Genomic DNA, 24473 nt, shown 5'->3' on the forward strand with positions numbered 1-24473 from the left:
CTGCCGATGAAGAGCCCGAGCCTGAGAATCGTCGACTTGCGCGCTGCCGCCGCCGCCCTGCTGGCATCCCTGTGTATTGCCGTCGCCGGGCCAGCCGCGGCGGCTCCTGCCGGACTGGAGAATGTGAAGTGTCTGAGCTGCCACGACGGCAGCAAGGATGCCATCGAGGTGCCCGGCACCGACGGCGAGTCGCGCGAACTGCATTCCATTCCGCCCGATGCGTTCGCCAAGGGCGTGCATGCGAAGATGGATTGCGTCGCGTGCCACACCGAAATCACCGACAACGCCGAACCGGACGATACGCACAAGAAGGATCCGGCGTTGAAGGCCAAGGACTGCGCGTCCTGTCACGAAGAGCTGTGGGAGCGCGCCAGGCAGGACGGGACCGCGAAGGACAGGCCGCGCCTCGGCGTGGTCGCCGAGAACATCGCCGCGTACAAGGAGTCGTTCCACGCGCGCAAGAACGCCGACGATCCCACGCGGCCGAACGCAAGCTGTGACGAATGTCACAGTAGCCATAGTTTCAATGTCCCGCCCAAGGATTCGCCTCAGTACGCGGAGTGGCGCCTGGGCGTGCCCGAAACCTGCGGCAAGAGCTGCCACGAGGAATCGCTCGAGACCTTCACCGAATCGATCCACGGCGAGGCGATCTTCCAGAAGAAGGACGCGAAGGCCGCCGTGTGCAGCGATTGCCATAGCGCCCATGCGGTCGGCAACACCTCGCTCGCGCCGTTCAAGCTCGCGGTGACGGCCGAGTGCGGCAACTGCCACGAGGAAAACTTCAAGTCCTACAAGGCGACCTACCACGGCCAGATCACCACGCTGGGCTACGCCTACACGGCCAAGTGCTTCGACTGCCACGGCAGCCACGACGTGCTGGCGGTGAAGAACCCGGACTCCAAGGTGCATCCGGACAACCGGATGAAGACTTGCAAGGAATGCCACAACGGCAAGAAGGATCTGCCTGAGGCGCCGCCCGGATTCGCCAGCTTCCAGCCGCACGGCCACACGGGCGATTTCGAGCGCTACCCGCAGATGTGGCTCGCCAACCAGTTGATGATCCAGTTGCTGCTCGGCACCTTCGGCTTCTTCTGGCTGCACACGCTGCTGTGGTTCTGGCGCGAACTGCGTGACCGCCAGCAGGGCAAGGTGCCCCCGCACATGCGCGCCGACGCACCGGGCCTCCAGGGCGACAAGCACGCGGGCAAGCACTTCCGTCGCTTCTCCGCGACCTGGCGCATTGCTCACCTCACGTTCGCGCTGAGCCTGATGATCCTGACGCTTACAGGCATCCCACTGTTCTATCCGGACGCCCCCTGGGCCGCACCGTTGATGAAGGCGCTGGGCGGGCCACAGGTCGCGGGGCTGATCCACCGCGTCAATGCGGTGATCTTCGCGGCCGTGTTCTTCTGGCACCTCGGCTACGTCGCGCTGAAGCTCGCACGCAACTGGAAGGAATTCCGCATCTTCGGCCCCACCTCGCTGGTTCCGGGTTTGCAGGACGGCAAGGACTTCATCGCGATGCTGAAGTGGTTCTTCGGCAAGGGCGAGCGCCCCGTGTTCGACCGCTGGACCTACTGGGAGAAGTTCGACTACTGGGCGCCGTTCTGGGGGGTGACCATCATCGGCGTGAGCGGACTGCTGATGTGGGCCTCGACGATCACGGCCACCTTCCTGCCGGGCTGGGTGTTCAACGTCGCGGCGATCTTCCACAGCGAGGAAGCCTTCCTGGCGGTGGTATTCCTGTTCACCGTGCATTCCTTCAACAACCACTTCCGCCCGGACAAGTTCCCCCTGGAGGTCGTGATGTTCACGGGTTCGATGTCGGTCGAGGAGTACCGCCGCGAGCACGCGCTCGAGTACGAGCGCCTGCAGAAGAGCGGGGAACTGGAGAAGTACATCGTGGATGCGCCCTCACGCCCGATGGCGCTGGGCTCGAAGATCCTCGGCTTCACTTTGATCGTGGCCGGCCTGACGCTGCTGACCCTGGTCGCGATCGGCTTCTTCGGCTCGCACTAACGCTGCTGGCAGCCTGAAAGCAAACAGGGCCGGATATCCGGCCCTGTTTCTTTGGGTGCTCCACGTCGCGCGCGAAGCAAGGTGAGGGGCTTATTCCTCGTCGATCACCGCCGAGGTGTACACGTTCTGCACGTCGTCGAGCGAATCGAGCGCGTCGAGCAGCTTCTGCATGCGCACCGCTTCGTCGCCTTCGAGTTCGGTCTCGTTCAGCGGCTTCATCGTGACTTCACCGAACTCGGCCTTGAAGCCGGCCTTCTCGAGCGCTTCCTTCACGGCGGAGAACTCGTACGGGGCCGTGACGACTTCGATCGAGCCGTCATCGTTGGGGATGACGTCCTCGGCGCCGGCTTCCAGCGCGGCTTCCATCAGCGCATCCTCGCTCGTGCCCGGGGCGAACATCAGCTGGCCGCAGTGCTTGAACTGGAACGCCACGCAGCCGTCGGTGCCCATGTTGCCGCCGTACTTGGAGAAGGCGTGGCGTACGTCGGCGACGGTGCGCGTCTTGTTGTCGGTGAGGCAGTCGACCATCACCGCGGCGCCGGCGATGCCGTAGCCTTCATAGCGCACTTCCTCGTAGCTCACGCCCTCGAGTTCGCCGGTGCCGCGCTTGATCGCGCGGTCGATGTTCTCGCCCGGCATGTTCTGCGTCTTCGCGTTATCGACGGCGAGGCGCAGGCGCGGGTTGAAGTTCGGGTCGCCCCCGCCCATGCGCGCGGCGACGGTGATTTCCTTGATCAGCTTGGTGAAGACCTTGCCCCGCTTCGCGTCCTGACGGCCCTTGCGGTGCTGGATGTTGGCCCATTTGGAATGACCAGCCATAAAAAACCTCGAATCCTGCCGGGTGGCGTTGAATGAACTGAACCGCGCGCATTATACCCGCGTGCCGCACCCATCTTCACGGCAGCGATCCGTGCCGAAGCCGGCCGCCTCTGGTAGATTCCTGTCATTATTTTTCCACTGCCCTTGCCGGAAGGCCGGCTTGGCGGGAACGGGAGGGACGATGCGGCGGAAGCTCATGCTGGGCGCGGTAATCGCGCAGCTGTGCGCGGGGGGAGGGGCGTTTGCCCAGGAACACACGAGCTACCACGGCTGCACCGATGCCGCCGGCCGCGCGGTGGCCGCCGTGAGCGATCCCGCGCTCGATCAGGTGGTCGCGAGTCTTTCCGGCGCCGCGCCAGCGATCCGCTACAACGAGGCGCTCCTGCCGCGCCTGACGCCCGAGTCGCGCCTGTTCCTGTTCGCGCACGAGTGTGCCCGCCACAACCTCGGTCTGCCGCTCGACGGCAAACGCACCGAGGGCGACGCGCGGCGCGCAGACTGCCACGGTCTCGAGTCGCTGCTGCGCTCGGGGTTGATAGAGGAGGCACGCATCGACGCGCTCGAACGCGAGCTGCAGTTTTCTGCCGAGGAGTGGGAGCGCGTGCCGGGGCCGCCGCGGACGTTCGCGCTACGCAGCTGTGCGGCGCAGAGCGCGGTGGAGCACCTGCTCACGCGACCGGCGCGGGCCAAGCCCGAATGGAATGCCTGCGTCCGCGGTTGTGGGGCGCGGCTATGGGCCTGCGCGCCGCACAACGTCGCGTGCGAGGACGCCTACGACCGCTGCGTGAGCCTGTGCGATTTCCGCTCGCCGCCGTGACGGACGCCCCTCGCGCCGCTGCTACACTGAGTCCGCTACAAACGAACAAGAGAGGCATCCCGAAATGGCCGAACCGCTGCTCATCGCAAAGAACGCCCACAAGGACATCACCCTGCTGCCCCGCCTCGCCAATCGCCATGGCCTGATCACCGGTGCGACCGGAACCGGCAAGACCGTGACGCTGCAGAAGATGGCCGAGGCCTTCTCGTCCATCGGCGTGCCGGTGTTCATGGCCGACGTGAAGGGCGACCTGTCGGGGGCCGGGGCGGCCGGCGTCGCGTCCGACAAGCTCATGCAGCGCCTCGCCGCCCTGGGCATCACCGACTACACGCCGCGTGCCAACCCGGTGGTGTTCTGGGATGTGTTCGGCGATCTCGGCCACCCCGTGCGCGCGACGATCTCCGACATGGGGCCGCTCCTCATCGCCCGCCTGCTGAACCTCAACGACACGCAGGCCGGGGTGCTGCAGCTGGTGTTCAAGATCGCCGACGACAACGGCATGTTGCTGCTGGACCTCAAGGACCTGCGGGCGATGATCCAGTACGTGGGCGACAACGCGAAGTCGTTCACGACGGAGTACGGCAACGTCTCGGCCGCCTCGATCGGCGCGATCCAGCGCGGCCTGCTCGCGCTCGAGCAGGAAGGCGGCGACAGCTTCTTCGGCGAGCCGATGCTGGACCTCGCCGACCTGATCCAGACCGACGGCGAGGGGCGCGGCGTGATCAACATCCTCGCCGCGGAAAAGCTCTACCACTCGCCCAAGCTGTATTCGACCTTCCTGCTGTGGATGCTGGCGGAGCTGTTCGAGCAGTTGCCCGAAGTCGGCGACATGGACAAGCCCAAGCTGGTGTTCTTCTTCGACGAAGCGCACCTGCTGTTCAACGACGCGCCCAAGGCGCTGGTCGAGAAGGTCGAACAGGTCGTGCGCCTGATCCGCTCGAAGGGCGTGGGCGTGTATTTCGTGACGCAGAACCCGCTGGACGTGCCCGAGACGGTGCTCGGCCAGCTCGGCAACCGCGTGCAGCACGCGCTGCGCGCGTTCACGCCGCGCGACCAGAAGGCGGTGAAGACGGCCGCCGAGACGATGCGCGCGAACCCGGCCTTCGACGCGGCGGCCGCGATCACGGAGTTGGGCGTGGGCGAGGCATTGGTGTCCTTCCTCGACGACAAGGGCCGCCCCGAGGTGGTCGAACGTGCCTTCGTGATCGCGCCCGTGTCGCGCCTTGGCCCGATGACGGCGGACGAGCGCCGCGCCGCGATCGAGGGCTCGGTGCTGTACGGCCATTACGAGAAGCTCCTCGACCGCGAATCCGCCTACGAGATGCTGCGCGCACAGGCGAGTGCCGGCGCGGGGGGCGCGTCCGCCGGAGCGCCCGCGGGTCAGGCGCCTGCCGGGGCGCAGGAGGGCGGCGGCATGATGAGCGGCGGCGCGCTGGGCGGCATGGGCGACATCCTGTTCGGCTCGACCGGGCCGCGCGGCGGCAAGCGCGAGGGGCTGGTCGAGATCGCCGCGAAGACCGTCGTGCGCACGATCGGCAGCTCGGTCGGGCGCGAGATCGTGCGCGGTCTGCTGGGCTCGCTGTTGGGCGGACGCCGCCGATGAGGCCTCGACGCTGACCGGATGAGCCTCGCCTCGAATCGTGCCGGGCTGCTGTTCGCGACGCTCGGTGCGATCGGATTCTCGTTCAAGGCGATCTTCGTCAAGCTCGCGTACCGCTACGGCGTGGACGCGGAGACCCTGCTCGCGCTGCGCATGGGCTTCTCGCTACCCTTCTTCGTCGTGATGGGGCTGGTCGCCGACGCGCGCGCCACGCACCGCATGGACGGGCGCGACTGGCTGTGGATGGCCGCGCTGGGATTTTCCGGCTACTACCTGTCGAGCTATCTCGACTTCCTCGGCTTGCGTTACATCAGCGCCGCGCTCGAGCGCCTGATCCTGTTCCTGTATCCGACGCTGGTGATCGTCCTGTCGGCGCTGTTCCTGGCGAAGCCGATCGGCCGGCGCACGCTGGCGGCGCTGGCGCTGTGCTACTGCGGCATCGGGCTGGCGGTGGGCCACGACCTGCACGTCGCCGGCGATGCGCGGGATGTGGTGGTCGGCGGCACGCTGGTGTTCGTGAGCGCGCTGTCCTACGCGCTGTACCTGATGGGCAACGGCCAGGTCGTCGGCCGGCTTGGCGCGATGCGCGTCACCGCTTTCGCGACCAGCGTCGCGAGCGTGTTGTGCATCGTACAGTTCCTCGTGCTGCGGCCCGTCTCCGCACTCGATCAGCCGTGGCAGGTGTATGCGCTGGGCGTGGCGATGGCGTTGATGTCGACGGTGGCGCCGGTGTGGCTCGTGTCGGAGGCGATCCGCCGCCTCGGTGCCGGGCCGGTGTCGCTGATGGGGACGCTGGGCCCCGTCGTGACGATCCTCCTCGGCTGGCTGCTGCTCGACGAGGTGCTGGGCCTGTCCCAGCTCGCCGGGACGGCGCTGGTGATCGCCGGCGTGCTGGTGATGGCGCGGCGCTGACGGCGGTGTCGCAACTCGCGGCGCGCCGCGGCTGTCCAACGCGATGTCACCGTTCGATGCGAGGTTCCGTCATGACGCCCCAATCCGTCGAGTCACTGATCGCCGAGATCGAAGCCGAGGATCATATCGATTTCGGCGATCTCGCCATCGGCGAGCAGGAGGCGCGCAGCCTGATGGCGCGCCATTTCTGCGACATCGACCACAGGCTCGCCGAGCACGGCATGAGCGCCGAGGACCGGCTGGAGGTCATGGCCGCGATCGCGGCGCACACGATGGTCGAGAACCTCGTGCTCCATCTGGGGCGCCTGCGCGGTGCGGTGGCGAAGCGCGACTTCCACGCCTGGATGCGCCGTCACGGCATGGGATGAGCGACCGCTCGCGGGTCAGGCAAGCAGCGGCGGCAGCGCGATCGCGCCGCCCCACAGCAGCAGCGCGATGCCCAGCGGCGCGCTGAGGCGGCGTCCCCAGCTCAGGTTCTTCTCGATCGCCATCACGGCGCCGAGCGCAAGCATCCAGCCGATGCTGCCGGTGCCGACGGCGAACATCAGCAGCATCAGCGCCCAGCAGCAGCCGACGCAAAAGAGGCCGTGGTGTGCGCCGATCGCCAGCGACTGGAGCGCGGGGCTGCCGCCGCGCCAGTGTTGGATGACGAAGCCGACCGGCGCACGACAACGCTCGAGGCAACGGTGCTTGAGGTCCGAGAACTGGAAGGCGCCGGCCAGCAACAGCGGCGCGGCGCCGAATACCCATGCATTGGCCTGCAGCCAGGCGAAGTGTTCGAAGGCTTCGTGCAGGCCGAAATCGAACAGATGCATCGCGGCGCCCGCCGCGAGCCATACGCCGAGGTAGCTCGCGATCACCAGGGCGAGCAACCGGCGGCGGTCGTCGCGCAACGCGGTCATGCGGCGGAAGGCGTCGAGCAGCGGCAGCGTCGTCGGCAGCATCATCGCGATCGTCATCAACAGCCAGCCGCCGACGTACAGGGCCGACTGCGCCAGCACCGCATCGGCCGTCGCGGCATGCGCGAGGCCGCCGAGTTCGGCATGGTTGAGGTAGCGTCCGTAGGGCGAGCGCTCCCACAGCCACAGGGCCGCCCACGCGGCGAGCACAAGCGCTCCCAGCGCGACGGTGAAGGTGTCGCGCCGGGAGATCGCGCGCAGCGGAGCTTGCGCCGCGGCCATGGACTCGGAAAATCGGGCGGTTACGGGGGTCAGGCCTGGAAGCAGAAGGCGCCTTGCACCGAGTTGTAGCCGCTCAGGTCGACCTTGATGCCGAGCGGTTCCGACTGTGCACGATAGAGCGGTGCGCGGCCGATGTAGGCCGGCGAGCCGGGAATCGTCGAGAAGATCGTGTCGCTCATCACCGTCGGGCGCTCGCCGGGTCCGCGTGCGCATTCGAGGTCGGCGGCGACGACATTGCCGATGCGCAGGCGCCCCGAGCCTTCCTTGACGTCGAACTCGATCCCGACGCGTTCCACCCCGACCACTTCGCCGACCAGTTGTGCGAGATCCGCGACCGGCCCGCCGAGTTTGCCGGTGAATACCGAGAGCAGGGCCTCTTCCTGTGCCGGGCTCGCGCGTTCATCCACGAAGGCGAGAGCGCGCCAGTTGCCCTTCAGAACGTTGCCGGGGATGTGTGCCAGCATGCCGAAGGTGAGGCCCGACACGTCGGTGCCGCCGACCTCGCCCTTGTCGATGTGCCAGGCGAGCGTGCCATCGCAGGTGCCGCCGTCGGGGTCGTCACCGATCCAGCACGGGCAGATCGCCTTGCAGGTGCACACTTCCAGCAGTCGTCCTTCGATCCGGTAGGCCATGATGTTCTCCTTGTAGTCGGGTTGGCCAGGGGGCGGTCGTGTGCAGGCGGCCGTAGCGACCGGGGAGGCGGTCGGCGGAGGATGCGGATACCGCCCTGTCGGGGTGGGTGAGATTGCGTCTCACTCTACATATATAGTCGTAGTCGGAGCCTCGTCAATGATCGCCGTCCTTCCCTTCTGTCCCGGGGGGCTGCGTGCGTGCCAAGCCGGATCTACATAAGAAAATCCGATTAGACTAAATGGCATAGCTTTTCTGCCGATAACCTGGTTGAAGGGATTTTTCCGGAGCCGGCACGGCTCCGGCTTGCGGATGGATGAAGTCAAGGGGGAAGGACATGGGATGGTTTGGCAGAGGGGCGGAGCTTGCGGCGCTGAGGCAGGAGCTTGCCGCGAGCAAGGAGGCGCTGGAGCGCGAGCGGGCGCGTTCGAACCGGCTGGAGGAAGAGCTCGCGCGGCAACGCGGCGAGATGGAGGCCGGTGCGCAGCGCACCGGAACGCTGGACGCGCTGTTCGGCAACCTGAAGAGCTACGGCGAATCGCTGGTGTCGGTGCAGGGTACGTTCAGCCAGCTCGCCGACGGCTTGAAGCAGCAGCATGATGTCGCCCAGCGCGCGACGCAGTCTGCGAGCGACAGCGCGGCGGCCATCGAGCGCATCTCGGCGAGCCTGGACGGCCTCGCAGAGGAAACCCGCGGCACGGTCGACTCCGTGCATCAGCTCAACCAGCGGGCGAGCCAGATCGACGGGATCGTGCGCCTGATCCGCGAGATCGCCGATCAGACCAACCTGCTCGCCCTGAACGCGGCCATCGAGGCCGCCCGCGCGGGCGAGCAGGGCCGCGGCTTCGCGGTCGTGGCCGACGAGGTGCGCAAGCTAGCGGAGCGCACCGCGGCGGCGACGAACGAGATCTCCGAACTGGTCGGCGCGATCCAGGGCGAGACCGGGCAGACGCAGGCGATGATCCAGACGCTCGCCGGCAAGGCGTCCGAAGCCGCCGAAGACGGGCGCAGCGCGCGCGGCAGCATGACCGAGCTGTTCGGCCTGTCGCGTGAAATGGGGGACATGATGGAGGGCGCGGCGGTGCGCAGCTTCGTCGAACTGGCCAAGCTCGACCACCTGATCTTCAAGATGGAAGTGTACAAGGCCGCGTCGGGCAATTCCGCGAAGCGTCCGGAGGAGTTCTCCAGCCACCACAAGTGCCGGCTCGGCCAGTGGTATTACGAGGGGCCGGGCAAGCGCTTCGCGTCCCTGCCGGCGTACCGGAGGCTGGAAGCCCCGCACGCGCGCGTGCATGAGAGCGGTCGGCGCGGTCTCGAGCGTCTGCTTTCGGGCGATAGCCAGTCGGGGTTGCAGGACATCGCGGCGATGGAGGCCGCGAGCATGGAAGTGCTGGACTGCCTGCAGGACATTGCGAACGGCGTGAGTGCAGCGGCAAGCTGAGGCCGGCCGCTGCAGTCGGTGCCTCGCCGTGGGAGCGGCTTCAGCCGCGAATCAGCGTCCGTTCGCGGCTGAAGCCGCTCCCACAGGGCTGGCCACCGTGCTCGCTCAGACGAGCTTGAGGCGCTCGCAGATGGCCGTCGTGAGGCTGGCCTGGTTCATGCTGTAGAAGTGCAGCCCCGGGGCGCCGTTCGCCAGCAGGCGCTCGCACAGCGCGGTCACCACGTCGAGCCCGAAGGCGCGGATGGACTCGGTGTCGTCGCCGTAGGACTCGAACTTGCGCCGCATCCAGCGCGGGATCTCGGCACCGCAGGCGTCGGAGAAGCGCGCGAGCTTGTAGAAGCTCACGATCGGCATGATCCCGGGCACGATGGGCGTGTCCAGACCCATCGCACGCACCGCATCGACGTAGTGCAGATAGGCTTCGGCGTTGTAGAAGTACTGCGTGATCGCCGAGTTTGCGCCGGCCTCGACCTTGCGCTTGAAGGCCTGCAGGTCGTCCTGCGGGCTTCTCGCCTGCGGGTGCCATTCCGGGTAGGCCGCGACCTCGATGCGGAAGCGGTCGCCGGTTTCGGCGCGGATGAACTCCACCAGCTCGTTCGCATAGCGGAATTCGCCCGGATCGCCGACGCCGGAAGGCAGGTCGCCGCGCAGCGCGACGATGCGCCGGATGCCGGCCGCGGCGTAGTCGGAGAGGATTTCGCGGATGCCGGCGCGGGTCGAGCCGATGCACGACAGGTGCGGTGCGGCCTCGAAGCCCTTCGCGGCGATCTCCTTGACCGCGGCGAAGGTGCGCTCGCGCGTCGATCCCCCGGCACCGTAGGTCACCGAGAAGAAGGCGGGCTTCAGGTGCGCGAGCTTGTCGCGCGTCGCGCGCAGCTTCTCGTCACCGTCGGGCGTCTGCGGAGGGAAGAACTCGATCGAAATTTCGGTTTTCGCCATGGCGCGCTCCGATCAGTAGCGGTAGTGGGTCGACTTGTACGGACCCTGCTTGGGCACGCCGATATAGGCGGCCTGTGCGTCGGTGAGCTCGGTGAGCTGTGCGTTGAGCTTCTTCAGCTGCAGGCGCGCGACCTTCTCGTCGAGGTGCTTGGGCAGCGTGTAGACGCCGACCGGATAGTCCGCCGTGCGCGTGTAGAGCTCGATCTGCGCGATCGTCTGGTTGGCGAACGAGGAACTCATCACGTAGGACGGGTGGCCGGTCGCGCAGCCGAGGTTCACCAGGCGGCCCTTCGCCAGCAGGATGATGCGTTTCCCGTCCGGGAAGATCACATGGTCGACCTGCGGCTTGATCTCTTCCCACTGGTACTTCTCGATCGACGCCACGTCGATCTCGTTGTCGAAATGGCCGATGTTGCACACGATGGCCTGGTCCTTCATCTTCGCCATGTGGTCGTGGGTGATCACGTGGTAGTTGCCGGTGGCGGTGACGAAGATGTCGGCGTGCTCGGCGGCGTAGTCCATCGTCACCACGCGGTAGCCTTCCATCGCCGCCTGCAGCGCGCAGATCGGGTCGATCTCGGTGACCCACACCTGGGCGGAGAGCGCACGCAGCGCCTGCGCCGAGCCCTTGCCGACGTCGCCGTAGCCCGCGACCACCGCGATCTTGCCCGCGACCATCACGTCGGTCGCGCGCTTGATGCCGTCCACCAGCGACTCGCGGCAGCCGTACAAGTTGTCGAACTTGGACTTGGTGACCGAGTCGTTCACGTTGATCGCCGGGAATTTCAGTTCGCCGCGCTCGTGCATCTGGTACAGGCGATGCACGCCGGTCGTCGTTTCCTCGGTGACGCCCTTCACCTGCGCGAGGCGGGTCGAGTACCACATCGGGTCCTGCGCGAGCTTGGCCTTGATGGCGGCGAAGAGGATGGTCTCCTCCTCGGAACCCGGCTTCGCCAGCACCGCCATGTCCTTCTCGGCGCGTGCGCCCAGGTGCAGCAGCAGCGTCGCGTCGCCGCCGTCGTCGAGGATCATGTTGGAATAACCGCCGTCGGCCCACTCGAAGATGCGGTGCGTGTAGTCCCAGTAGTCGGCGAGCGACTCGCCCTTAACCGCGAAGACGGGGATGCCTTCGGCAGCGATCGCGGCGGCGGCGTGGTCCTGGGTCGAGAAGATGTTGCACGAGGCCCAGCGCACCTCGGCACCGAGCGCGGTCAGCGTCTCGATCAGCACCGCAGTCTGGATCGTCATGTGCAGCGAGCCGGTGATGCGCGCCCCCTTGAGCGGCTGCGCAGCGGCGAACTCCTCGCGGATCGCCATCAGGCCGGGCATCTCGGTTTCCGCGATGCGGATTTCCTTGCGGCCCCAGCCGGCGAGCGAAAGGTCGGCGACGACGTAGTCGGTGAAGTTTTCAGCCACAGTGTTCATGTGAACTCCTTGAACGTGTGGCCGGGAGGGGGTGGGAAGGGTGCAGACTCACCTCGTCACCCCGTGCCCGGCACGGGTTAAGGTGAGCGCAGTTCCGGATAGCCGAGCCTGGGACGAACGTCTCGCAGCGCTCCTCGGCAAGGGCGGATTATAGCCCATGTGCCGACCGGCCCTGCAATACGCAGGGATCCTGCTCGCCGCAGCGGTCTCAGCCGCCCTGCAGGGATTCGATCAGCCCGAACAGGCGCTTGTAGAAGTCCGGGTCCGAGATCGTCTCCTCGCCGACCTTGACCAGCGCCTCCTTGTCCGCCATCCACGGCAGCGAGATCGAGCCGATGCCTGCGACGCCGACCCCCGCGCTCGTTGCGGCGGACTTCAGCTCGTAGCGCGTCTGCAGCGCGTTCGCATAGACGGCGGTGCCGACATTGCTCGGCAGGCATACGAGGGTGATGTGGAGCGTCATGCCGTAGTCGGTCTTCGGCAGGAAGAACTTCTCGCCGCGGATGCGCGTCGTGTTCGATGCATCGACCTGGTAGCCCTGGCTCAGCAGGGCGCGCTTGCCGACTTCGCAGGCCGCGTCCGGATCGCGCGTGCTCCACGTGACGAAGGGCGATTCTGCGGCGAAGGTTTCGCTGCGATAGGCGGGAGGCGGCGCCGATGCGCAGCCGGCGAGCAGCAGCCCGGACAACGACAGCGCTTGGGCGCAACGCGCGAGATGCAACATGGGGTAAATCCGGAATGGAGGTGCAAAAGCAGATATTAGAACATCGCGGCGCCTAGCGGTTCGGTGCGCCCGATGGTCGGGTTCGGCGCCCACCACTGTCGATGCCCATGGCCCGTGCGGGTTCGAGGCCTGCGGAGTGGTGGCGGAATCCGGCCCCTTTGCGAGTGTCGTAAAATGTAACAAACAATATTTCGTTTGCAGGGCGGAGCAAATCAGTCCATAGTGCGCGGCAGCGATCTTCAAGTAGCAAAGTTGTTGTCTGGTCCGGTCTCTGCTGTTTCTGCGGTATGCCTTTCCTCTTCACCCTGCCGTCTTGACCTTCGCCCTCACTCTAGGGGCAAGTCCCTTAATTTTCAGGAAATACAAGACATGGCAAACGGTACTGTGAAGTGGTTCAACGACTCCAAGGGCTTCGGTTTCATCACCCCGGAAAACGGCGGTGACGATCTGTTCGCCCATTTCTCGGCGATCCAGGGTTCGGGTTTCAAGACCCTCGCCGAAGGTCAGCGCGTCACGTTCGACGTGACGACCGGCCCCAAGGGCCAGCAGGCGTCGAACATCCGCGCGGCTGACTAAGCCCGCGCCGGCGCGGCCGCAGCGCTGCGCCTCCGGTCCCTGGCGGGGCCGGTAGCCGGAATCCGTTCCGGTACGCATCCCCGAAAGGCCTGGCACAAGCCCGGCCTTTTCTTTTTTCTGCTTCCCGAGGAGAAACTGTCATCGCCAAGGAAGAACTGATCGAAATGGGTGGCGTGGTGACCGAGGTCCTGCCCGATGCCCGATTCCGTGTGACGCTGGACAATGGTCACGACCTCGTAGCCTATTCGGCCGGCAAGATGCGCAAGCACCACATCCGCATCCTGTGCGGTGACAAGGTTTCCCTGGAACTGTCGCCCTACGACCTGAGCAAGGGGCGCATCACCTTCCGCCACATCGAAGGCCGCGGTCCGGTGAGTCCGCAGCAGCGGCGCCGCCGCTGAACTTTCTTTCGCAATTCCGGGAACATTTCCCCCGCGTCGGCTGTTTGTTCAGGACGTGGCTCGCGCAACCGGCGGGCACGACCACCGACACGGAGGATGTTCCATGAGTAGACGATTTTCATTGCTGGCCGGTGCGCTGCTGTGCGCAGCGGTCTCCGCTTCCGCGGCCGATCCAGCCCCTAACGGCATCCAGTTGCCGGAAGGCTACCGCCAGTGGCAGGTGCTCTCGGTCCATCAGCGTTCCGACAACAACACGCTGCGGGCGGTGCTCGGCAACGACGTGGCCGCCAGGGCGGCGCGCGAGGGGCGGACCAACCCGTGGCCCGACGGCGCGATCCTCGGCAAGCTGGTGTGGAAGGCGGTCAAGCATGACCGCTGGGACACGGCACTTGCGCCGGGCGACTTCGTCCATGCGGAGTTCATGGTCAAGGACGGCGCCAAGTACGCCGCGACCGGCGGCTGGGGGTTCGCGCGCTGGCTCGGCAGGGCGCAGAAGCCTTACGGTGCCGACGCGAACTTCGTGCAGGAATGTTTCGGCTGCCACCAGCCGGTGAAGGACAGGGACTTCGTGTTCACGCATCCGGCGGAGTTGCCGTAGCGACGTCGACGCTGCCCGACCGGACGATGCGGGTCGGACGGCGTCGGGCAGTCTGCGCGCCCCTGGGAATCGTGTGACGCCGGGTGCGCGAGTCGTATGCGACGGGCTCGGAGGTGTGTTCCGTCCGGGCCCGTCTTTCGGCCATCGGCTGGTCAGGCTGCACCGGTGGTCGCGGGGGGTCAGGCGAAGAGGATGTAGTCGCCGGCAACCAGGTCCGAGATCGACATGTCCGTTCCCTTGAGGATGATCGAGCCGCCGTCGAAACTGATGACCGTCTGGCCGTCGATTGCCGTGTCGGACGTCAGGAAATTGCCCCAATAGTTCACGTCGCCGGCATTGTTGCTCAAACCGTTCAGCTGCAGCTTGTCGTTTCCGGCCATCCAGTCGAGCACGATGTCATAGTCGTCGCCGTCGATCGTCGCCTGCGAGCTGGCTTCCCAGTACGAGTAGCTGTTGTCGCCTTCGAAGCTGAAAGTGCTCGTCACCGGCTTCTTTACGGTTCCGCCATTGACGGTGATATCGACGTCGTAAGTGTTGCCTGCGTCGAGATCGCCGCCGTATGCGCCGTCCATGAGTGCGCGCCAGGCATCGAGCTGCGTGTCGTAGTTCGACCACGCCTTGTAGTCCGCGCTCTGGCTGGGCGCGTCGCCGTCGCGGAAATAGACGGTGGTCTTCTCGAGAACGTTCGTCACGGTGAAATTGAAGACGAAGGTGTCATCCCCGAATCCGCCCGTGAGCATGTCGTTGTCGGCGCCGCCAATGAGGGTGTCGTCGCCGTTGCCGCCGTCGAGCGTGTCATTGCCGGCTCCGCCGTCGAGCATGTCGTCACCATTCTCGGCGATCGTTACGGTTTTTTCGGTCTTGCCCACGGCTTCGGTGTAGGAATAGGTGCCGCCGAGGGTGTCATTCCCCTCGCCGCCGTAGAGGGTGTCGCTGTCGTTGCCGCCGACCAGCTGATCGTTTCCTGCGTCTCCGCTGAGGATGTCTTCGCCGTTGCCGCCGACCAGAAGGTCGCTGCCCTCCCCGCCGCTCAGGGTGTCGTCGCCACTGCCGGAAATGTAGACGTTATTCTGGGCGTCGCCGATGTAGGTGCTCATTCTTGTATCCTCCCTCTCGATCCGAAAGGCCACTTCCCGCGTAGTGGCGCTGCATTTGCTTCTGGTTGTAACAATGCTATTGGGCTCGATCGGAGGCGGACAGTTAGTGGTGTCACTCGGGGTGCATTACATTCGTCATGTCGATGGGCGTCGATGTGACGAATCGCACGGTCATCGCATCGGATGGCGCAGCGCTAGCGCGTACAGTTGCAGCCGGTTCGATACCCCGGTCTTCGAGTAGATCGTCGACAGGGCGTTGCGCAGCGTGTTTTCGCCGATGCCCAGATGTTCGGCGATGCGCTTGTTGGGGGCGCCGTTATACTCCAGTGCGACGGCGACGATCTGCCGCTCGCGCGGCGTGAGCGTCGCGAAGGGTGCGGCGGCCGAGCGTGCCTGGCGACGCAGGCTGTCGACGAGTTCGCCGGTACGGGCGCGGTCGAGCCACAGCTCGCCGGCGTGTACGCGGTCGATCGCGCGAATGATCGTCGCCGGTTGTTCGCTCTTGCTCAGCACCCCGCGAGCGCCGGCACGCACTGCTTCCTGGCGTGCGCATTCATCGCGCAACCCGGTCAGGACGAGAAAGCGGATCGCATCGTCAGCGAACTCGGAAATCAGTTCGATACCGCTCGCGCCGTCGAGATCGAGATCGAGGAGCGCGACGTCGGGGCGCGCGTCGTGCAGTAGCCGGCGCGCGCCAGCGAGATCGTGGGCGGCGCCGACGGGTGACATGCGCGGCATCTCGGTTGCGATGAGGCGTTCGAAGCCCCAGGTGATGCTGGGATGGTCGTCGATGATGGCTACGCGGATCGTCACGGCGGTCTCACAAGGGTATCTGGACGTGAACGGTGGTTTCGGGGGCGGTGCCCTGGTCCACCCGGGCATCGCCGCCGAGTTCGCGGGCGCGGTTGCGGATCGATTTCGGCACGAAGTCGGTGCCGCCCCATGGCGGACGTTCGTTGGTCAGCGCCAGGCGCAAGGTGTCGTCGTCACCCCGCAGGGAAAGCCGTGCCCAGCGCGACGCGGTGTGGCGGCGGATGTTGCTCAGTCCTTCGCTGATGAGGCCGACGAGGTCGGCGGCGAGCCGGTCGTTGACCTTGAAGTCCGGCGGGCAATCGCAGGTGAGATCGATGCTGAAGTGGTCGCGGTATTCCTTCGCGAGCCGGGTGATCGAGTCGCGCAGGATGTCGTCGCCTGCACCTTCCGCGCGCCGCCCGTCGAGCATTCCGCGCAGCTCGTCCGCGCTCTGATGGGCGAGTTGTTGCAGGGCGCGCAGTTCGTCTGCAAGGGGCGGGGGGCAATCCGGGCGCCGCAACGCAGCCTCGAGGCCCAGCTGCAGTCCGAGGTATGGCTGGATCGCCCGGTCGTGGAGGTCGTGGGCCATGCGGCGCCTTTCGCGCTCGGCGGCGAGCGACGCCAGGCGGTCGAGGAGGCCCACCTTTTCGACGATATGGGCGAGGTGCATGCCGGCTTCGGCGAGGAAGTTCAGCTCCCCCTCGTCGAAGGGCGGGAGCACGTCGTCGCTGAGGAATATCCGGCCCTTGGACCACCCGGCGCGACTCATCGGTACCGAGGCAAAAGCCCGTGTTTCGAGGAGGTCGCCAAGCCCCTGGCACTGAGGCAGCACCGTTTCGGGCGCAGCCTCCAAACACAGCGATGCGCGGGGCGCATGCACGACGAGCGCTTCCGGTGGCAGCGTCAGGAGCGGGGCGGTCGCGGCGGCCGGCAGCGTTTCGGTTGCGGGGCGGTCCGCGGTGGCGCGGGCGAGGATGCTGTCGCCGGAATCCGCGTGCTGCAGCACGATCAGGCATTCGCGCACCCCGTAGGTGGCCCGCAGCTGTTCGGCGGCGTTGAGCAGGGTGCGGTCTGCGCCGAAGCGCGGGTTTGCCACGGTGTCGATGCGGGCGAGCAGCGACAGCCGCCTGCGCGCCCGGATCTGCACGCCACCCTCGCGCGCGATCATGTAGCCCAGGATCAGCAGGGTGAGCGGCCGGATGAGGGCGCGGTTGAACTCGAACAGGGGGCCGCCCGGCGAGCTGGGCAGCCCGACCGCGAGAAAGCCGGCGGTGGTCACCCAGGTCATCGTCCAGCCAGCGGAGAAGCCGTCGCGGAATGCGTGCGACATGATGGGGAGCATCAGGAAGAAGAACAGCACGCTGCTGGTGCCGCCGGTCACCGCGGTGAGGATGAGGCACCAGACGAGGTCCGCCCACGCCGCGTGCGGGAGGGGCTGTTTTCCCCGAAACTCTCGCGCGAGCAGCCAGGCGGCGAAGGCCAGATAGCCGAGGAGCAGGGGCGTGATCGCGAAAGGCGCGATCGAGAAGTCCGGCGGGTCGAGTTCCAGCACGAGCAGGCCGCTTGCGGCCATCAGCAGGCGGCAGAGCGATTCGGGTGCGGTGCGGGAGAGGTTCGGGCGCAGCAACCCGAAAAGATGCGTGGGTCCCAACGGACGCTCCAAGGACTTTGTTATCCGATGCATTTATCGGACGTCCGGGCGCGGCTTGGTGCCGTCTGCTTGGCCGTGACGCCGGATTCTTCCCTCGGGGGCTCCGCGGGGTGGGAATGCGGGGCGGAGCGAGAATAATTCGAAACCAGGTTGCGAGGGTTGGTGTGCCGGAGGTCCGGTAGCGACTACGTCACGAAGTTGCGGAAAAAAACGGGACGACCTCGCGGCCGTCCCGGTGTGCGGGCTTATAGCCCGGCGTCGGCGCGCAGCGCTGCGGCCTTGTCGGTGTTTTCCCAGCTGAACTCCGGCTCGTCGCGGCCGAAATGGCCGTAGGCGGCCGTCTTGCCGTAGATCGGGCGCAGCAGGTTGAGCTCCTGGATGATCGCCTTGGGGCGCAGGTCGAAGTGGCGCTGCACCAGTTCGACGATCTTCTCGTCGGCGATCCTGCCGGTGCCGAAGGTCTCGACCATCATCGACACGGGCTTGGCGACGCCAATCGCGTAGGCCACCTGCACCTCGCAGCGCTCGGCGAGGCCGGCCGCGACGATGTTCTTGGCGACCCAGCGGCCGGCGTAGGCGGCCGAGCGGTCGACCTTGGAGGGATCCTTGCCCGAGAACGCGCCGCCGCCGTGGTGGGCGGCGCCGCCGTAGGTGTCGACGATGATCTTGCGCCCGGTGAGGCCGCAGTCGCCGTGCGGGCCGCCGATGACGAAGCGGCCGGTCGGGTTGATCAGGTAGCGCACTTCGCCCTTCATCAGCTCCTTCGGCAGCACCGGCTTGATGATCTCCTCGATCACGGCCTCGCTGATCTGTGCGTGCGACACCTCCGGGCTGTGCTGCGTCGACACGACCACGGTGTCGATCGCCGCAGGCTTGCCGTCGACGTACTTCACTGTCAGCTGGCTCTTCGCGTCCGGGCGCAGCCACGGCAGGCGGCCGTCCTTGCGCAGCTCGGCCTGGCGCTGCATGATGCGGTGCGCATAGTAGATGGGCAGCGGCATCAGACTCGGCGTCTCGCTGCAGGCGTAGCCGAACATCAGGCCCTGGTCGCCCGCGCCCTGGTCGAGATCGAGACCTTCGCCTTCATTGACGCCCTGCGCAATGTCCGCGGACTGGCGGTTGATCGCGGCGAGCACCGCGCAGCTCTTGTAGTCGAAACCGATGTCGGAATTGTCATAGCCGATGCGGCGGATCACTTCCTGCGCGATCTCGCGGTAGTTCGGGTGTGCCGAGGTGGTGATCTCGCCCGAGATCACGACGAGGCCGGTCGACACCAGCGTCTCGCAGGCGACACGCGCCTTCGGGTCTTCGGCGAGGATCGCGTCGAGGACGCCGTCGGAGACCTGGTCGGCGACCTTGTCGGGATGGCCTTCCGAGACCGATTCCGAGGTGAAGAGGAATTCCCTGCTCATGCACTGCTCCTGAAAACAAAAATCCCCAGAGTGTTCCGGCGTCTTGGCCGGCTCGGGGGATTTCGTCGAGCAGCCGACGCTTTAGCAGTATTTGTTTGCCACGACCGCTCAGGTACGTTCGTGGCGCCGCCCTGCAAGTTGTCGTATTAACTCGGCGGCTAAGCGATAATTATAGTCTTTGGACCCGGCCGGTCAATCGTGCGGATCGTTCTTCCGCGCATGCCGCCCCTTAGTGCCCGTGATCGTCAATCTACTCTTCCGGATTCTCGCCCGACTGCCGCTCGCCTGGCTGCACCGCCTCGGCGGCTGGGCCGGCTGGCTCACGTGGCGCTTTTCGCCATCCTACGCGCGCAGGCTCCAGGCAAACCTCGTCAACGCGCTGGGGCGCTCGGATCCGGCCCTGCTGAAGGCCGCCATCGCCGAGGCCGGCCGCCAGGCGTTCGAACTCCCGTTCGTGTGGCTGCGGCCGCAGGAGGAGGTGCTGTCGCGCGTGGTGCGCGTCGAAGGGCGCGAACTGGTCGAGCGCGCCCGCGCCGAGGGCGCGAGCGTGCTGTTCCTCACGCCGCATCTGGGCTGCTTCGAGATGTGCGCGCAGTACTGCTCGACGCACGGCCCGATCACCGTGCTGTTCCGCCCGCCGCGCAAGGAGGCGCTCGGTCCGCTGATGGAGGCAGGGCGCGCGCGAGGCGAGATCCGCGTCGCGCCGGCCGACGTGTCGGGCGTTCGGCGCCTCGTGAAGGCGCTCAGGAGCGGAGAGATGGTCGGCATGCTGCCGGACCAGGCGCCGGCCGAGGGCGAGGGTGTGTGGGCACCGTTCTTCGGGCGGCAGGCATGGACGATGACGCTGGCGGCGCGCCTGTCGGAAGTGAAGGGCGTGAAGCCGCTGATGATCTGGACCGAGCGCCTGCCGCGCGGCGAAGGCTACGTGGTGCGCATCTCCGAGCCGGTCGAACCGATCGCCGGCACGCTGGAGGAGCGTTGCGTTGCGATCAATCGCGAGATCGAGCGCCTCATCCTTGCAGGGCCGGCGCAGTACCTGTGGGGCTACAACCGCTACAAGAAGCCGTCGGGCGTGCCGGCGCCGGAGGGCGAGCGGTGATGGCGCGCATCGCGAGCTGGCTTGCCGTTGCGCTCTTCTGGCTGCTGCACTGGCTGCCGCTGGGTATGCAGGCGCGCATCGGCACGGCGGTGGGCGAGCTGCTGTACCGCTTCGCGGGCCGGCGCCGCCACATCGTCAATGTGAATCTGCGCCTGTGCTTTCCCGAAATGGACGAGACTGCGCGGGCGCGCATCGCGGGGGCCCACTTCCACGCGCTGGGTCGCAGCATGCTTGAGCGCGGGCTGCTGTGGTGGGCGAGCGAGGCGCGCCTGAAGGGCATGATCCGGCTCGAAGGGCGCGAGCACGTGGATGCGCTGGTCGCCGCGGGGCGGCCGGTGCTGCTGCTGGCGCCGCATTTCCTCGGTCTCGACATGGGCGGTGCGCGTTTCGCGATGGAGTTCGACAGCGTGAGCGTCTATGCGCGCCAGAACAACCCGGTGTTCGACCGCTGGCTGTTCCACGGCCGCAGCCGCTTTGGCGACCAGCTGCTGCTGTCGCGCCAGGACGGCGTGCGCGGCACCGTGAAGGCGATGAAGGCTGGGCGTCCGTTCTACTACCTGCCGGACATGGACTACGGGCGCGAAGACTCGATCTTCGTGCCCTTCTTCGGCGTGCCGGCGGCGACGATCACCGGCCTGTCGCGCCTGTCGCGCCTCGCGCGAGCGGCCGTCGTGCCGGTGGTGACCGAGATGCTGCCGGGAGGCAAGGGCTATGTGACGCGGCTGGGCGAACCGTGGGCGGATTTTCCGACCGAGGACGTGGAGGCCGATACGCTGCGCATGAACCAGTGGATCGAGTCGGTCGTGCGCACGATGCCCGAGCAGTACTACTGGGTGCATCGCCGCTTCAAGACCCGTCCGCCGGGGGAGAAGCGGCCGTATTGAGCGCGTCGCGGCGCTGTTCATATCCTGCATTGCCCCGTGGGAGCGGCTTCAGCCGCGAACCGGCGCCCATTCGCGGCTGAAGCCGCTCCCACGCGATCGGGCGTGCTTTGGGGCAAGAGGCAAGGCATTGCCGCGCGTCGCTGGACTCACCCCGGATGCTGCGCGAGAATTCCGGGGTTCGGCCCGCGCCGATTCGAACCTACTGAGCGGAACCCTTCCATGCACCTGCGCTTCACCAAAATGCACGGCCTCGGCAACGACTTCGTCGTCATCGACGCCGTGCGCCAGCACGTCGAGCTCACGCCCGAGCGCGTGCGCTTTCTCGCCGACCGCCATTTCGGCGTCGGCTGCGACCAGCTGCTGGTGGTCGAGCCGGCGTCGCAGCCGGGTGTGGATTTCCGCTACCGCATCTTCAACGCCGACGGCGGCGAGGTCGAACAGTGCGGCAACGGTGCGCGCTGCTTCGTGCGCTTCGTGCATGAGCAGGGGCTCACCGCCAAGAGCGAGATCCGCGTCGAGACGAAATCCGGGGTGATTGCGCCGTGCCTCGAGGACAGCGGCCTGGTCACCGTAGACATGGGGGTGCCGGTGTTCGAGCCGGCGCGCGTGCCCTTCGTCTCGGATTCCGACGCCGTCGTGCAGCCGCTCGACGTCGCCGGTACGCCGGTCGCGATCACTGCGGTGTCGATGGGCAATCCGCACGCGGTGCAGGTCGTCGCCGACGTCGATGCCGCCCCGGTGGCCGTCCAGGGGCCGCTGATCGAGAAGCATGCGCGCTTCCCCGCCCGCGTCAACGCCGGCTTCATGCAGGTGGTGGATGAACATCGCATCCGCCTGCGCGTGTACGAGCGCGGCGCGGGCGAGACGCTCGCCTGCGGCACGGGCGCGTGCGCGGCGGTGGTCGCGGGCATCCGCCGCGAGCTGCTGGTGTCGCCGGTACGCGTGGAGACGCGCGGCGGCGAGCTGGAGATCGCGTGGGCGGGCGTCGGCGAGCCGGTGCTGATGACCGGCCCGGCCGTGACGGTTTTTGCCGGCGAGATCGAACTCGCATGATCCAGCCGGACGGCGCCGTGCACCCCGCGCGCCGCCCCGGTTGCCAACGAACACGCGCGGACGCCAACCGTCCGCAGGGAATGGTCCTAGCATGAACGCAGCCGACGTCGCACGATATCTCAAGGAACACCCGGACTTCCTCGCCGAGCACGGGGAACTCTTCACCCAGCTGACCGTGCCGCATCCGCACGGGGGGCAGGCGATTTCCCTTGCCGAGCGCCAGCTGCATGCGCTGCGCGACAAGATCCGCCTCCTCGAAGGCAAGCTCTCCGAACTGATCCGCTTCGGCGAGGAGAACGACGAGATCGGCGAGAAGGTCCATCGCCTGACCCTCGCGCTGCTCGAGGCGGAGGACTATGAAACCCTGCGTCACGCGCTGTTCGAGAACTTGCGCGACGATTTCTCCGTGCCCAGCATCGCCCTGCGAATCTGGAACTCGGTTCTCACGCGCGAGGGCGAGGACTTCGCTGCGGTCAGCGAGGCGATGCGTTTCTTCGCCGGCGACATGCGCCATCCGTATTGCGGCGCGCCCGTCAATCTCGAGGTCCTGGAGTGGTTTGGCGCCGACTCCGCGCACGTGCGGTCGGTCGCGCTGATCCCGCTGCGCCGCGACGCGCAGACCTTCGGCCTGCTTGCCCTCGGCAGCCAGGAGAACGAGCGCTTCTACCCCGAGATGGGCACCCTCTACGTCTCGCGCATCGGTGATATCGTCGCCTCCGCGCTGCGTCGGCAGCTGGGCTGAGCATGACGGGCCGCGACGACCCGGCCGTTGTCGCGGAGCTGCCGCCGCCCGAGTGGCTGGCGGCCTATCTCGGCTATCTCGCGACCCAGCGGCGCGCGGCCGCGCTCACGCTGGAGAACTACCGGCGCGATCTCGAACGCCTGCATCGCCTCGCCGACGGGCGCGCACCGCAGACCCTGTCTGCCCACGACATCCGCCGCTTCGTCGCGCGCATGCACGGCGAAGGGCTGGGCGGACGCTCGATCGCGCGCGCACTGTCGGCCTGGCGCGGGCTGTTCCGCTGGTTCATCCGCCAGCGTGGCGAAATGGCGCTGAATCCCGCCGAGGGGGTGCGCCCGCCGAAGTCGCCCCAGCCCTTGCCGAAGGCGCTTTCCCCCGACCAGGCTCAGGCGCTGCTCGATGCCGAGGCGGGGGACGGGCTGGAAGTGCGCGACCACGCGATGTTCGAGCTGCTGTACTCGTCGGGCCTGCGTCTTGCCGAGTTGGCGGCGCTCGATGTCGGACCGGCGCTCGATCTGGGCGAGCGCATGGTCACGGTGCGCGGCAAGCGTAACAAGATGCGTACCGTGCCGGTCGGCACACAGGCGGTCGCGGCCCTGCAGGCATGGCTCGCACTGCGTGGCGAAGTGGCGCTGGCCGACGAGGCCGCGTTGTTCGTCACGCGCAGCGGCACACGCATGAGTTCGGGGGCGATCCGCTCGCGTCTTGCGCGCTGGGCGCAGCAGCGCGGCCTCGGCGTGCACGTGCATCCGCACATGCTGCGCCACAGCTTCGCGAGTCATGTGCTGCAGTCCAGCGGCGACCTCAGGGCAGTGCAGGAGCTGCTCGGGCACGCGAGCATCCGCAGCACGCAGGTCTATACCCATCTGGATTTTCAGCACCTCGCCAAGGTTTATGACGCGGCGCATCCGCGCGCGCGTCGCCGCTGACGGACTGCTCGTCCGAAATATTTGCTTATATCTTGGGGCTTGTGAAATCCTGCCCAAATCGGGTAGAGAAAATCGCGGTCACGTCGCGGGTCTGCGCTATGCTGGGGGCAACAAGTCCCCAATAAAATCACGTCGTCCGACCCCGACAAGTCTGCCTTACGCCCCTGTTCTATGGGCGTTGGGAGAAAGGCAGCCATGCGCCGCACTACAAACAATCCAGACGCAAACAGCCCGAATGCCGGAGAACGGGACTATGCAGTGGCGGAGGGCTCCTGTCCCTCGCCCATTCGCGCCGCAGCGATCCTGCTGGCCCGTTACCAGATCAAGAGCCTGCGACGCCTGTTCGAGGAATTCGAGCGCGACATCCTGCTGCCGCTGCTGCTCGGCGAAATTGCCCTGCATAACATCGGTGCGCTCGAGAACAGTGGCGAAGCAAACGTCAGCATCGATGGCGACAGGTTCGCCGCGGTGATGCGCCCATGCAACGCCTATTCCATTGCCGCGGCGACCGGTTTGCCGCGCGAGACGGTGCGGCGCAAGATCGTGCGCCTCGTGGAGCTCGGCTGGATCACCCGTCGCGGCAACGGCCACCTGTTCCTCACGCCGCGGGCGATCGAGCATTTTGGCGGGCTGCTGGGTTCGCGCGATCTGCCGGAACTGCTCGATACCGCCGATCGGATCCGCAAGCGCATGCAGGACTGACAGCGGTTCCGGCTGCAGCGTTGCGGATGC

The 24473-nt window shown here is 66.9% G+C and carries 25 protein-coding genes, 1 pseudogene and 1 riboswitch; of the genes and pseudogenes, 16 read left to right on the plus strand and 10 right to left on the minus strand.

The features are described 5' to 3' along the window. Positions 1-6 precede the first annotated feature (6 nt). Positions 7-2019, plus strand: coding sequence for a cytochrome C (locus U5817_RS02450; RefSeq protein ID WP_407279600.1), 2013 nt, complete (start codon positions 7-9; stop codon positions 2017-2019). A 90-nt stretch (positions 2020-2109) separates the two neighbouring features. Here U5817_RS02450 and U5817_RS02455 read toward each other — a convergent pair whose 3' ends face one another. After that, entirely contained in the window at positions 2110-2838 is a 729-nt protein-coding gene (locus U5817_RS02455) for a YebC/PmpR family DNA-binding transcriptional regulator (RefSeq protein WP_407279601.1), read from the minus strand. 181 nt (positions 2839-3019) lie between these two features. Here U5817_RS02455 and U5817_RS02460 point away from each other — a divergent pair, with 181 nt between their 5' ends. The 4 genes from U5817_RS02460 to U5817_RS02475 all read left to right on the plus strand — a co-directional run bounded on the left by U5817_RS02460 (position 3020) and on the right by U5817_RS02475 (position 6535). Then, positions 3020-3655, plus strand: a complete 636-nt coding sequence (locus U5817_RS02460; protein ID WP_407279603.1) for a hypothetical protein — start codon at positions 3020-3022, stop codon at positions 3653-3655. A 64-nt stretch (positions 3656-3719) separates the two neighbouring features. Continuing rightward, positions 3720-5258 carry a helicase HerA-like C-terminal domain-containing protein gene (locus tag U5817_RS02465; RefSeq protein ID WP_407279604.1) on the plus strand — a complete coding sequence of 513 codons (1539 nt, stop codon included), beginning with the start codon at positions 3720-3722 and terminating at the stop codon, positions 5256-5258. An 18-nt stretch (positions 5259-5276) separates the two neighbouring features. Further along, positions 5277-6167, plus strand: a complete 891-nt coding sequence (locus tag U5817_RS02470; protein ID WP_407279605.1) for a DMT family transporter — start codon at positions 5277-5279, stop codon at positions 6165-6167. Positions 6168-6238: 71 nt separating this feature from the next. After that, complete coding sequence (locus tag U5817_RS02475; RefSeq protein ID WP_407279606.1) at positions 6239-6535, plus strand: hypothetical protein; 297 nt, start codon at positions 6239-6241, stop codon at positions 6533-6535. A gap of 15 nt (positions 6536-6550) precedes the next feature. Here U5817_RS02475 and U5817_RS02480 read toward each other — a convergent pair whose 3' ends face one another. Together U5817_RS02480 and U5817_RS02485 are read right to left on the minus strand one after the other, a co-directional pair. After that, positions 6551-7348, minus strand: coding sequence for a DUF2182 domain-containing protein (locus U5817_RS02480; RefSeq protein WP_407279607.1), 798 nt, complete (start codon positions 7346-7348; stop codon positions 6551-6553). A gap of 29 nt (positions 7349-7377) precedes the next feature. Beyond that, positions 7378-7980, minus strand: a complete 603-nt coding sequence (locus U5817_RS02485) for a DUF1326 domain-containing protein (RefSeq protein ID WP_169129522.1) — start codon at positions 7978-7980, stop codon at positions 7378-7380. Between the two features lie 467 nt (positions 7981-8447). Between U5817_RS02485 and U5817_RS02490 the strand changes: the two are divergent. Next, positions 8448-8999 (plus strand): annotated as a pseudogene (locus U5817_RS02490) (methyl-accepting chemotaxis protein); the annotation flags it as partial. A gap of 108 nt (positions 9000-9107) precedes the next feature. Further along, positions 9108-9419, plus strand: coding sequence for a CZB domain-containing protein (locus tag U5817_RS02495; RefSeq protein ID WP_246262313.1), 312 nt, complete (start codon positions 9108-9110; stop codon positions 9417-9419). 105 nt (positions 9420-9524) lie between these two features. Here the strand turns inward: U5817_RS02495 and metF are convergent, their stop codons facing one another. From metF to U5817_RS02510, 3 genes are all read right to left on the minus strand, one after another. Continuing rightward, on the minus strand, positions 9525-10358 hold the full coding sequence (metF, locus tag U5817_RS02500) for a methylenetetrahydrofolate reductase [NAD(P)H] (RefSeq protein WP_169129519.1): 834 nt from the start codon (positions 10356-10358) through the stop codon (positions 9525-9527). Between the two features lie 12 nt (positions 10359-10370). After that, on the minus strand, positions 10371-11783 hold the full coding sequence (gene ahcY, locus U5817_RS02505; RefSeq protein ID WP_407279608.1) for an adenosylhomocysteinase: 1413 nt from the start codon (positions 11781-11783) through the stop codon (positions 10371-10373). A 77-nt stretch (positions 11784-11860) separates the two neighbouring features. After that, a riboswitch (S-adenosyl-L-homocysteine riboswitch) is annotated at positions 11861-11925 on the minus strand. A gap of 66 nt (positions 11926-11991) precedes the next feature. After that, complete coding sequence (locus U5817_RS02510; protein ID WP_407279609.1) at positions 11992-12507, minus strand: DUF2242 domain-containing protein; 516 nt, start codon at positions 12505-12507, stop codon at positions 11992-11994. A gap of 369 nt (positions 12508-12876) precedes the next feature. Between U5817_RS02510 and U5817_RS02515 the strand changes: the two genes are divergently transcribed. The 3 genes from U5817_RS02515 (at position 12877) to U5817_RS02525 (ending at position 14082) form a co-directional block, all read left to right on the plus strand. Continuing rightward, positions 12877-13083: a cold-shock protein gene (locus tag U5817_RS02515; protein WP_015434198.1), complete on the plus strand. Its 207-nt coding sequence runs from the start codon at positions 12877-12879 to the stop codon at positions 13081-13083. 140 nt (positions 13084-13223) lie between these two features. Further along, the gene (gene infA, locus U5817_RS02520) at positions 13224-13484 is read left to right on the plus strand and encodes a translation initiation factor IF-1 (protein WP_169129604.1); all 261 of its coding nucleotides are present in this window, start codon (positions 13224-13226) and stop codon (positions 13482-13484) included. 103 nt (positions 13485-13587) lie between these two features. Next, positions 13588-14082 carry a cytochrome P460 family protein gene (locus tag U5817_RS02525; RefSeq protein WP_407279610.1) on the plus strand — a complete coding sequence of 165 codons (495 nt, stop codon included), beginning with the start codon at positions 13588-13590 and terminating at the stop codon, positions 14080-14082. Positions 14083-14261: 179 nt separating this feature from the next. On the opposite strand, the gene U5817_RS02530 is transcribed toward U5817_RS02525, so the two are convergent. The 4 genes from U5817_RS02530 to metK all read right to left on the minus strand — a co-directional run bounded on the left by U5817_RS02530 (position 14262) and on the right by metK (position 19034). Then, the gene (locus U5817_RS02530; protein WP_407279611.1) at positions 14262-15179 is read right to left on the minus strand and encodes a calcium-binding protein; all 918 of its coding nucleotides are present in this window, start codon (positions 15177-15179) and stop codon (positions 14262-14264) included. 171 nt (positions 15180-15350) lie between these two features. After that, positions 15351-15992 (minus strand): response regulator, encoded by a 642-nt coding sequence (locus U5817_RS02535; protein ID WP_407279612.1) that lies wholly within the window; start codon positions 15990-15992, stop codon positions 15351-15353. A 7-nt stretch (positions 15993-15999) separates the two neighbouring features. Next, positions 16000-17622 carry a histidine kinase gene (locus U5817_RS02540; protein ID WP_407279613.1) on the minus strand — a complete coding sequence of 541 codons (1623 nt, stop codon included), beginning with the start codon at positions 17620-17622 and terminating at the stop codon, positions 16000-16002. 245 nt (positions 17623-17867) lie between these two features. Next, positions 17868-19034, minus strand: coding sequence for a methionine adenosyltransferase (gene metK / locus U5817_RS02545; protein WP_169129511.1), 1167 nt, complete (start codon positions 19032-19034; stop codon positions 17868-17870). Positions 19035-19272: 238 nt separating this feature from the next. On the opposite strand from metK, the gene U5817_RS02550 reads away from it, so the two are divergent. The 6 genes from U5817_RS02550 to U5817_RS02575 all read left to right on the plus strand — a co-directional run bounded on the left by U5817_RS02550 (position 19273) and on the right by U5817_RS02575 (position 24443). Beyond that, complete coding sequence (locus U5817_RS02550; RefSeq protein WP_407279614.1) at positions 19273-20133, plus strand: lysophospholipid acyltransferase family protein; 861 nt, start codon at positions 19273-19275, stop codon at positions 20131-20133. After that, a complete protein-coding gene (locus U5817_RS02555) occupies positions 20133-21017 on the plus strand; it encodes a lysophospholipid acyltransferase family protein (RefSeq protein WP_169129602.1) in 885 nt (294 codons plus the stop codon). The genes U5817_RS02550 and U5817_RS02555 overlap by 1 nt, the downstream gene beginning before the upstream one ends. A gap of 219 nt (positions 21018-21236) precedes the next feature. Next, positions 21237-22070, plus strand: a complete 834-nt coding sequence (gene dapF / locus U5817_RS02560; RefSeq protein ID WP_407279615.1) for a diaminopimelate epimerase — start codon at positions 21237-21239, stop codon at positions 22068-22070. Between the two features lie 91 nt (positions 22071-22161). Beyond that, complete coding sequence (locus U5817_RS02565) at positions 22162-22812, plus strand: DUF484 family protein (RefSeq protein ID WP_169129505.1); 651 nt, start codon at positions 22162-22164, stop codon at positions 22810-22812. 2 nt (positions 22813-22814) lie between these two features. Continuing rightward, complete coding sequence (xerC, locus tag U5817_RS02570) at positions 22815-23741, plus strand: tyrosine recombinase XerC (RefSeq protein WP_407279617.1); 927 nt, start codon at positions 22815-22817, stop codon at positions 23739-23741. A gap of 195 nt (positions 23742-23936) precedes the next feature. Continuing rightward, positions 23937-24443, plus strand: coding sequence for a hypothetical protein (locus tag U5817_RS02575; protein ID WP_407279618.1), 507 nt, complete (start codon positions 23937-23939; stop codon positions 24441-24443). The last annotated feature ends 30 nt before the right edge of the window (positions 24444-24473 follow it).

It is taken from the genome of Aromatoleum evansii, from assembly GCF_045689615.1.
GTDB classification, from domain to species: domain Bacteria; phylum Pseudomonadota; class Gammaproteobacteria; order Burkholderiales; family Rhodocyclaceae; genus Aromatoleum; species Aromatoleum evansii.

Excerpts from the sequence above, each read along its gene's own strand:
- xerC (WP_407279617.1), top strand. The coding sequence starts at position 22,815 with ATGACGGGCCGCGACGACCCGGCCGTTGTCGCGGAGCTGCCGCCGCCC.
- U5817_RS02455 (WP_407279601.1), bottom strand. The coding sequence starts at position 2,838 with ATGGCTGGTCATTCCAAATGGGCCAACATCCAGCACCGCAAGGGCCGT.
- U5817_RS02530 (WP_407279611.1), bottom strand. The coding sequence starts at position 15,179 with ATGAGCACCTACATCGGCGACGCCCAGAATAACGTCTACATTTCCGGC.
- U5817_RS02460 (WP_407279603.1), top strand. The coding sequence starts at position 3,020 with ATGCGGCGGAAGCTCATGCTGGGCGCGGTAATCGCGCAGCTGTGCGCG.
- U5817_RS02495 (WP_246262313.1), top strand. The coding sequence starts at position 9,108 with ATGGAAGTGTACAAGGCCGCGTCGGGCAATTCCGCGAAGCGTCCGGAG.
- U5817_RS02510 (WP_407279609.1), bottom strand. The coding sequence starts at position 12,507 with ATGTTGCATCTCGCGCGTTGCGCCCAAGCGCTGTCGTTGTCCGGGCTG.
- U5817_RS02565 (WP_169129505.1), top strand. The coding sequence starts at position 22,162 with ATGAACGCAGCCGACGTCGCACGATATCTCAAGGAACACCCGGACTTC.
- U5817_RS02450 (WP_407279600.1), top strand. The coding sequence starts at position 7 with ATGAAGAGCCCGAGCCTGAGAATCGTCGACTTGCGCGCTGCCGCCGCC.
- U5817_RS02555 (WP_169129602.1), top strand. The coding sequence starts at position 20,133 with ATGGCGCGCATCGCGAGCTGGCTTGCCGTTGCGCTCTTCTGGCTGCTG.
- U5817_RS02525 (WP_407279610.1), top strand. The coding sequence starts at position 13,588 with ATGAGTAGACGATTTTCATTGCTGGCCGGTGCGCTGCTGTGCGCAGCG.
- U5817_RS02465 (WP_407279604.1), top strand. The coding sequence starts at position 3,720 with ATGGCCGAACCGCTGCTCATCGCAAAGAACGCCCACAAGGACATCACC.
- dapF (WP_407279615.1), top strand. The coding sequence starts at position 21,237 with ATGCACCTGCGCTTCACCAAAATGCACGGCCTCGGCAACGACTTCGTC.
- U5817_RS02470 (WP_407279605.1), top strand. The coding sequence starts at position 5,277 with ATGAGCCTCGCCTCGAATCGTGCCGGGCTGCTGTTCGCGACGCTCGGT.
- U5817_RS02515 (WP_015434198.1), top strand. The coding sequence starts at position 12,877 with ATGGCAAACGGTACTGTGAAGTGGTTCAACGACTCCAAGGGCTTCGGT.
- metF (WP_169129519.1), bottom strand. The coding sequence starts at position 10,358 with ATGGCGAAAACCGAAATTTCGATCGAGTTCTTCCCTCCGCAGACGCCC.
- U5817_RS02475 (WP_407279606.1), top strand. The coding sequence starts at position 6,239 with ATGACGCCCCAATCCGTCGAGTCACTGATCGCCGAGATCGAAGCCGAG.
- metK (WP_169129511.1), bottom strand. The coding sequence starts at position 19,034 with ATGAGCAGGGAATTCCTCTTCACCTCGGAATCGGTCTCGGAAGGCCAT.
- ahcY (WP_407279608.1), bottom strand. The coding sequence starts at position 11,783 with ATGAACACTGTGGCTGAAAACTTCACCGACTACGTCGTCGCCGACCTT.
- U5817_RS02575 (WP_407279618.1), top strand. The coding sequence starts at position 23,937 with ATGCGCCGCACTACAAACAATCCAGACGCAAACAGCCCGAATGCCGGA.
- U5817_RS02485 (WP_169129522.1), bottom strand. The coding sequence starts at position 7,980 with ATGGCCTACCGGATCGAAGGACGACTGCTGGAAGTGTGCACCTGCAAG.
- U5817_RS02480 (WP_407279607.1), bottom strand. The coding sequence starts at position 7,348 with ATGGCCGCGGCGCAAGCTCCGCTGCGCGCGATCTCCCGGCGCGACACC.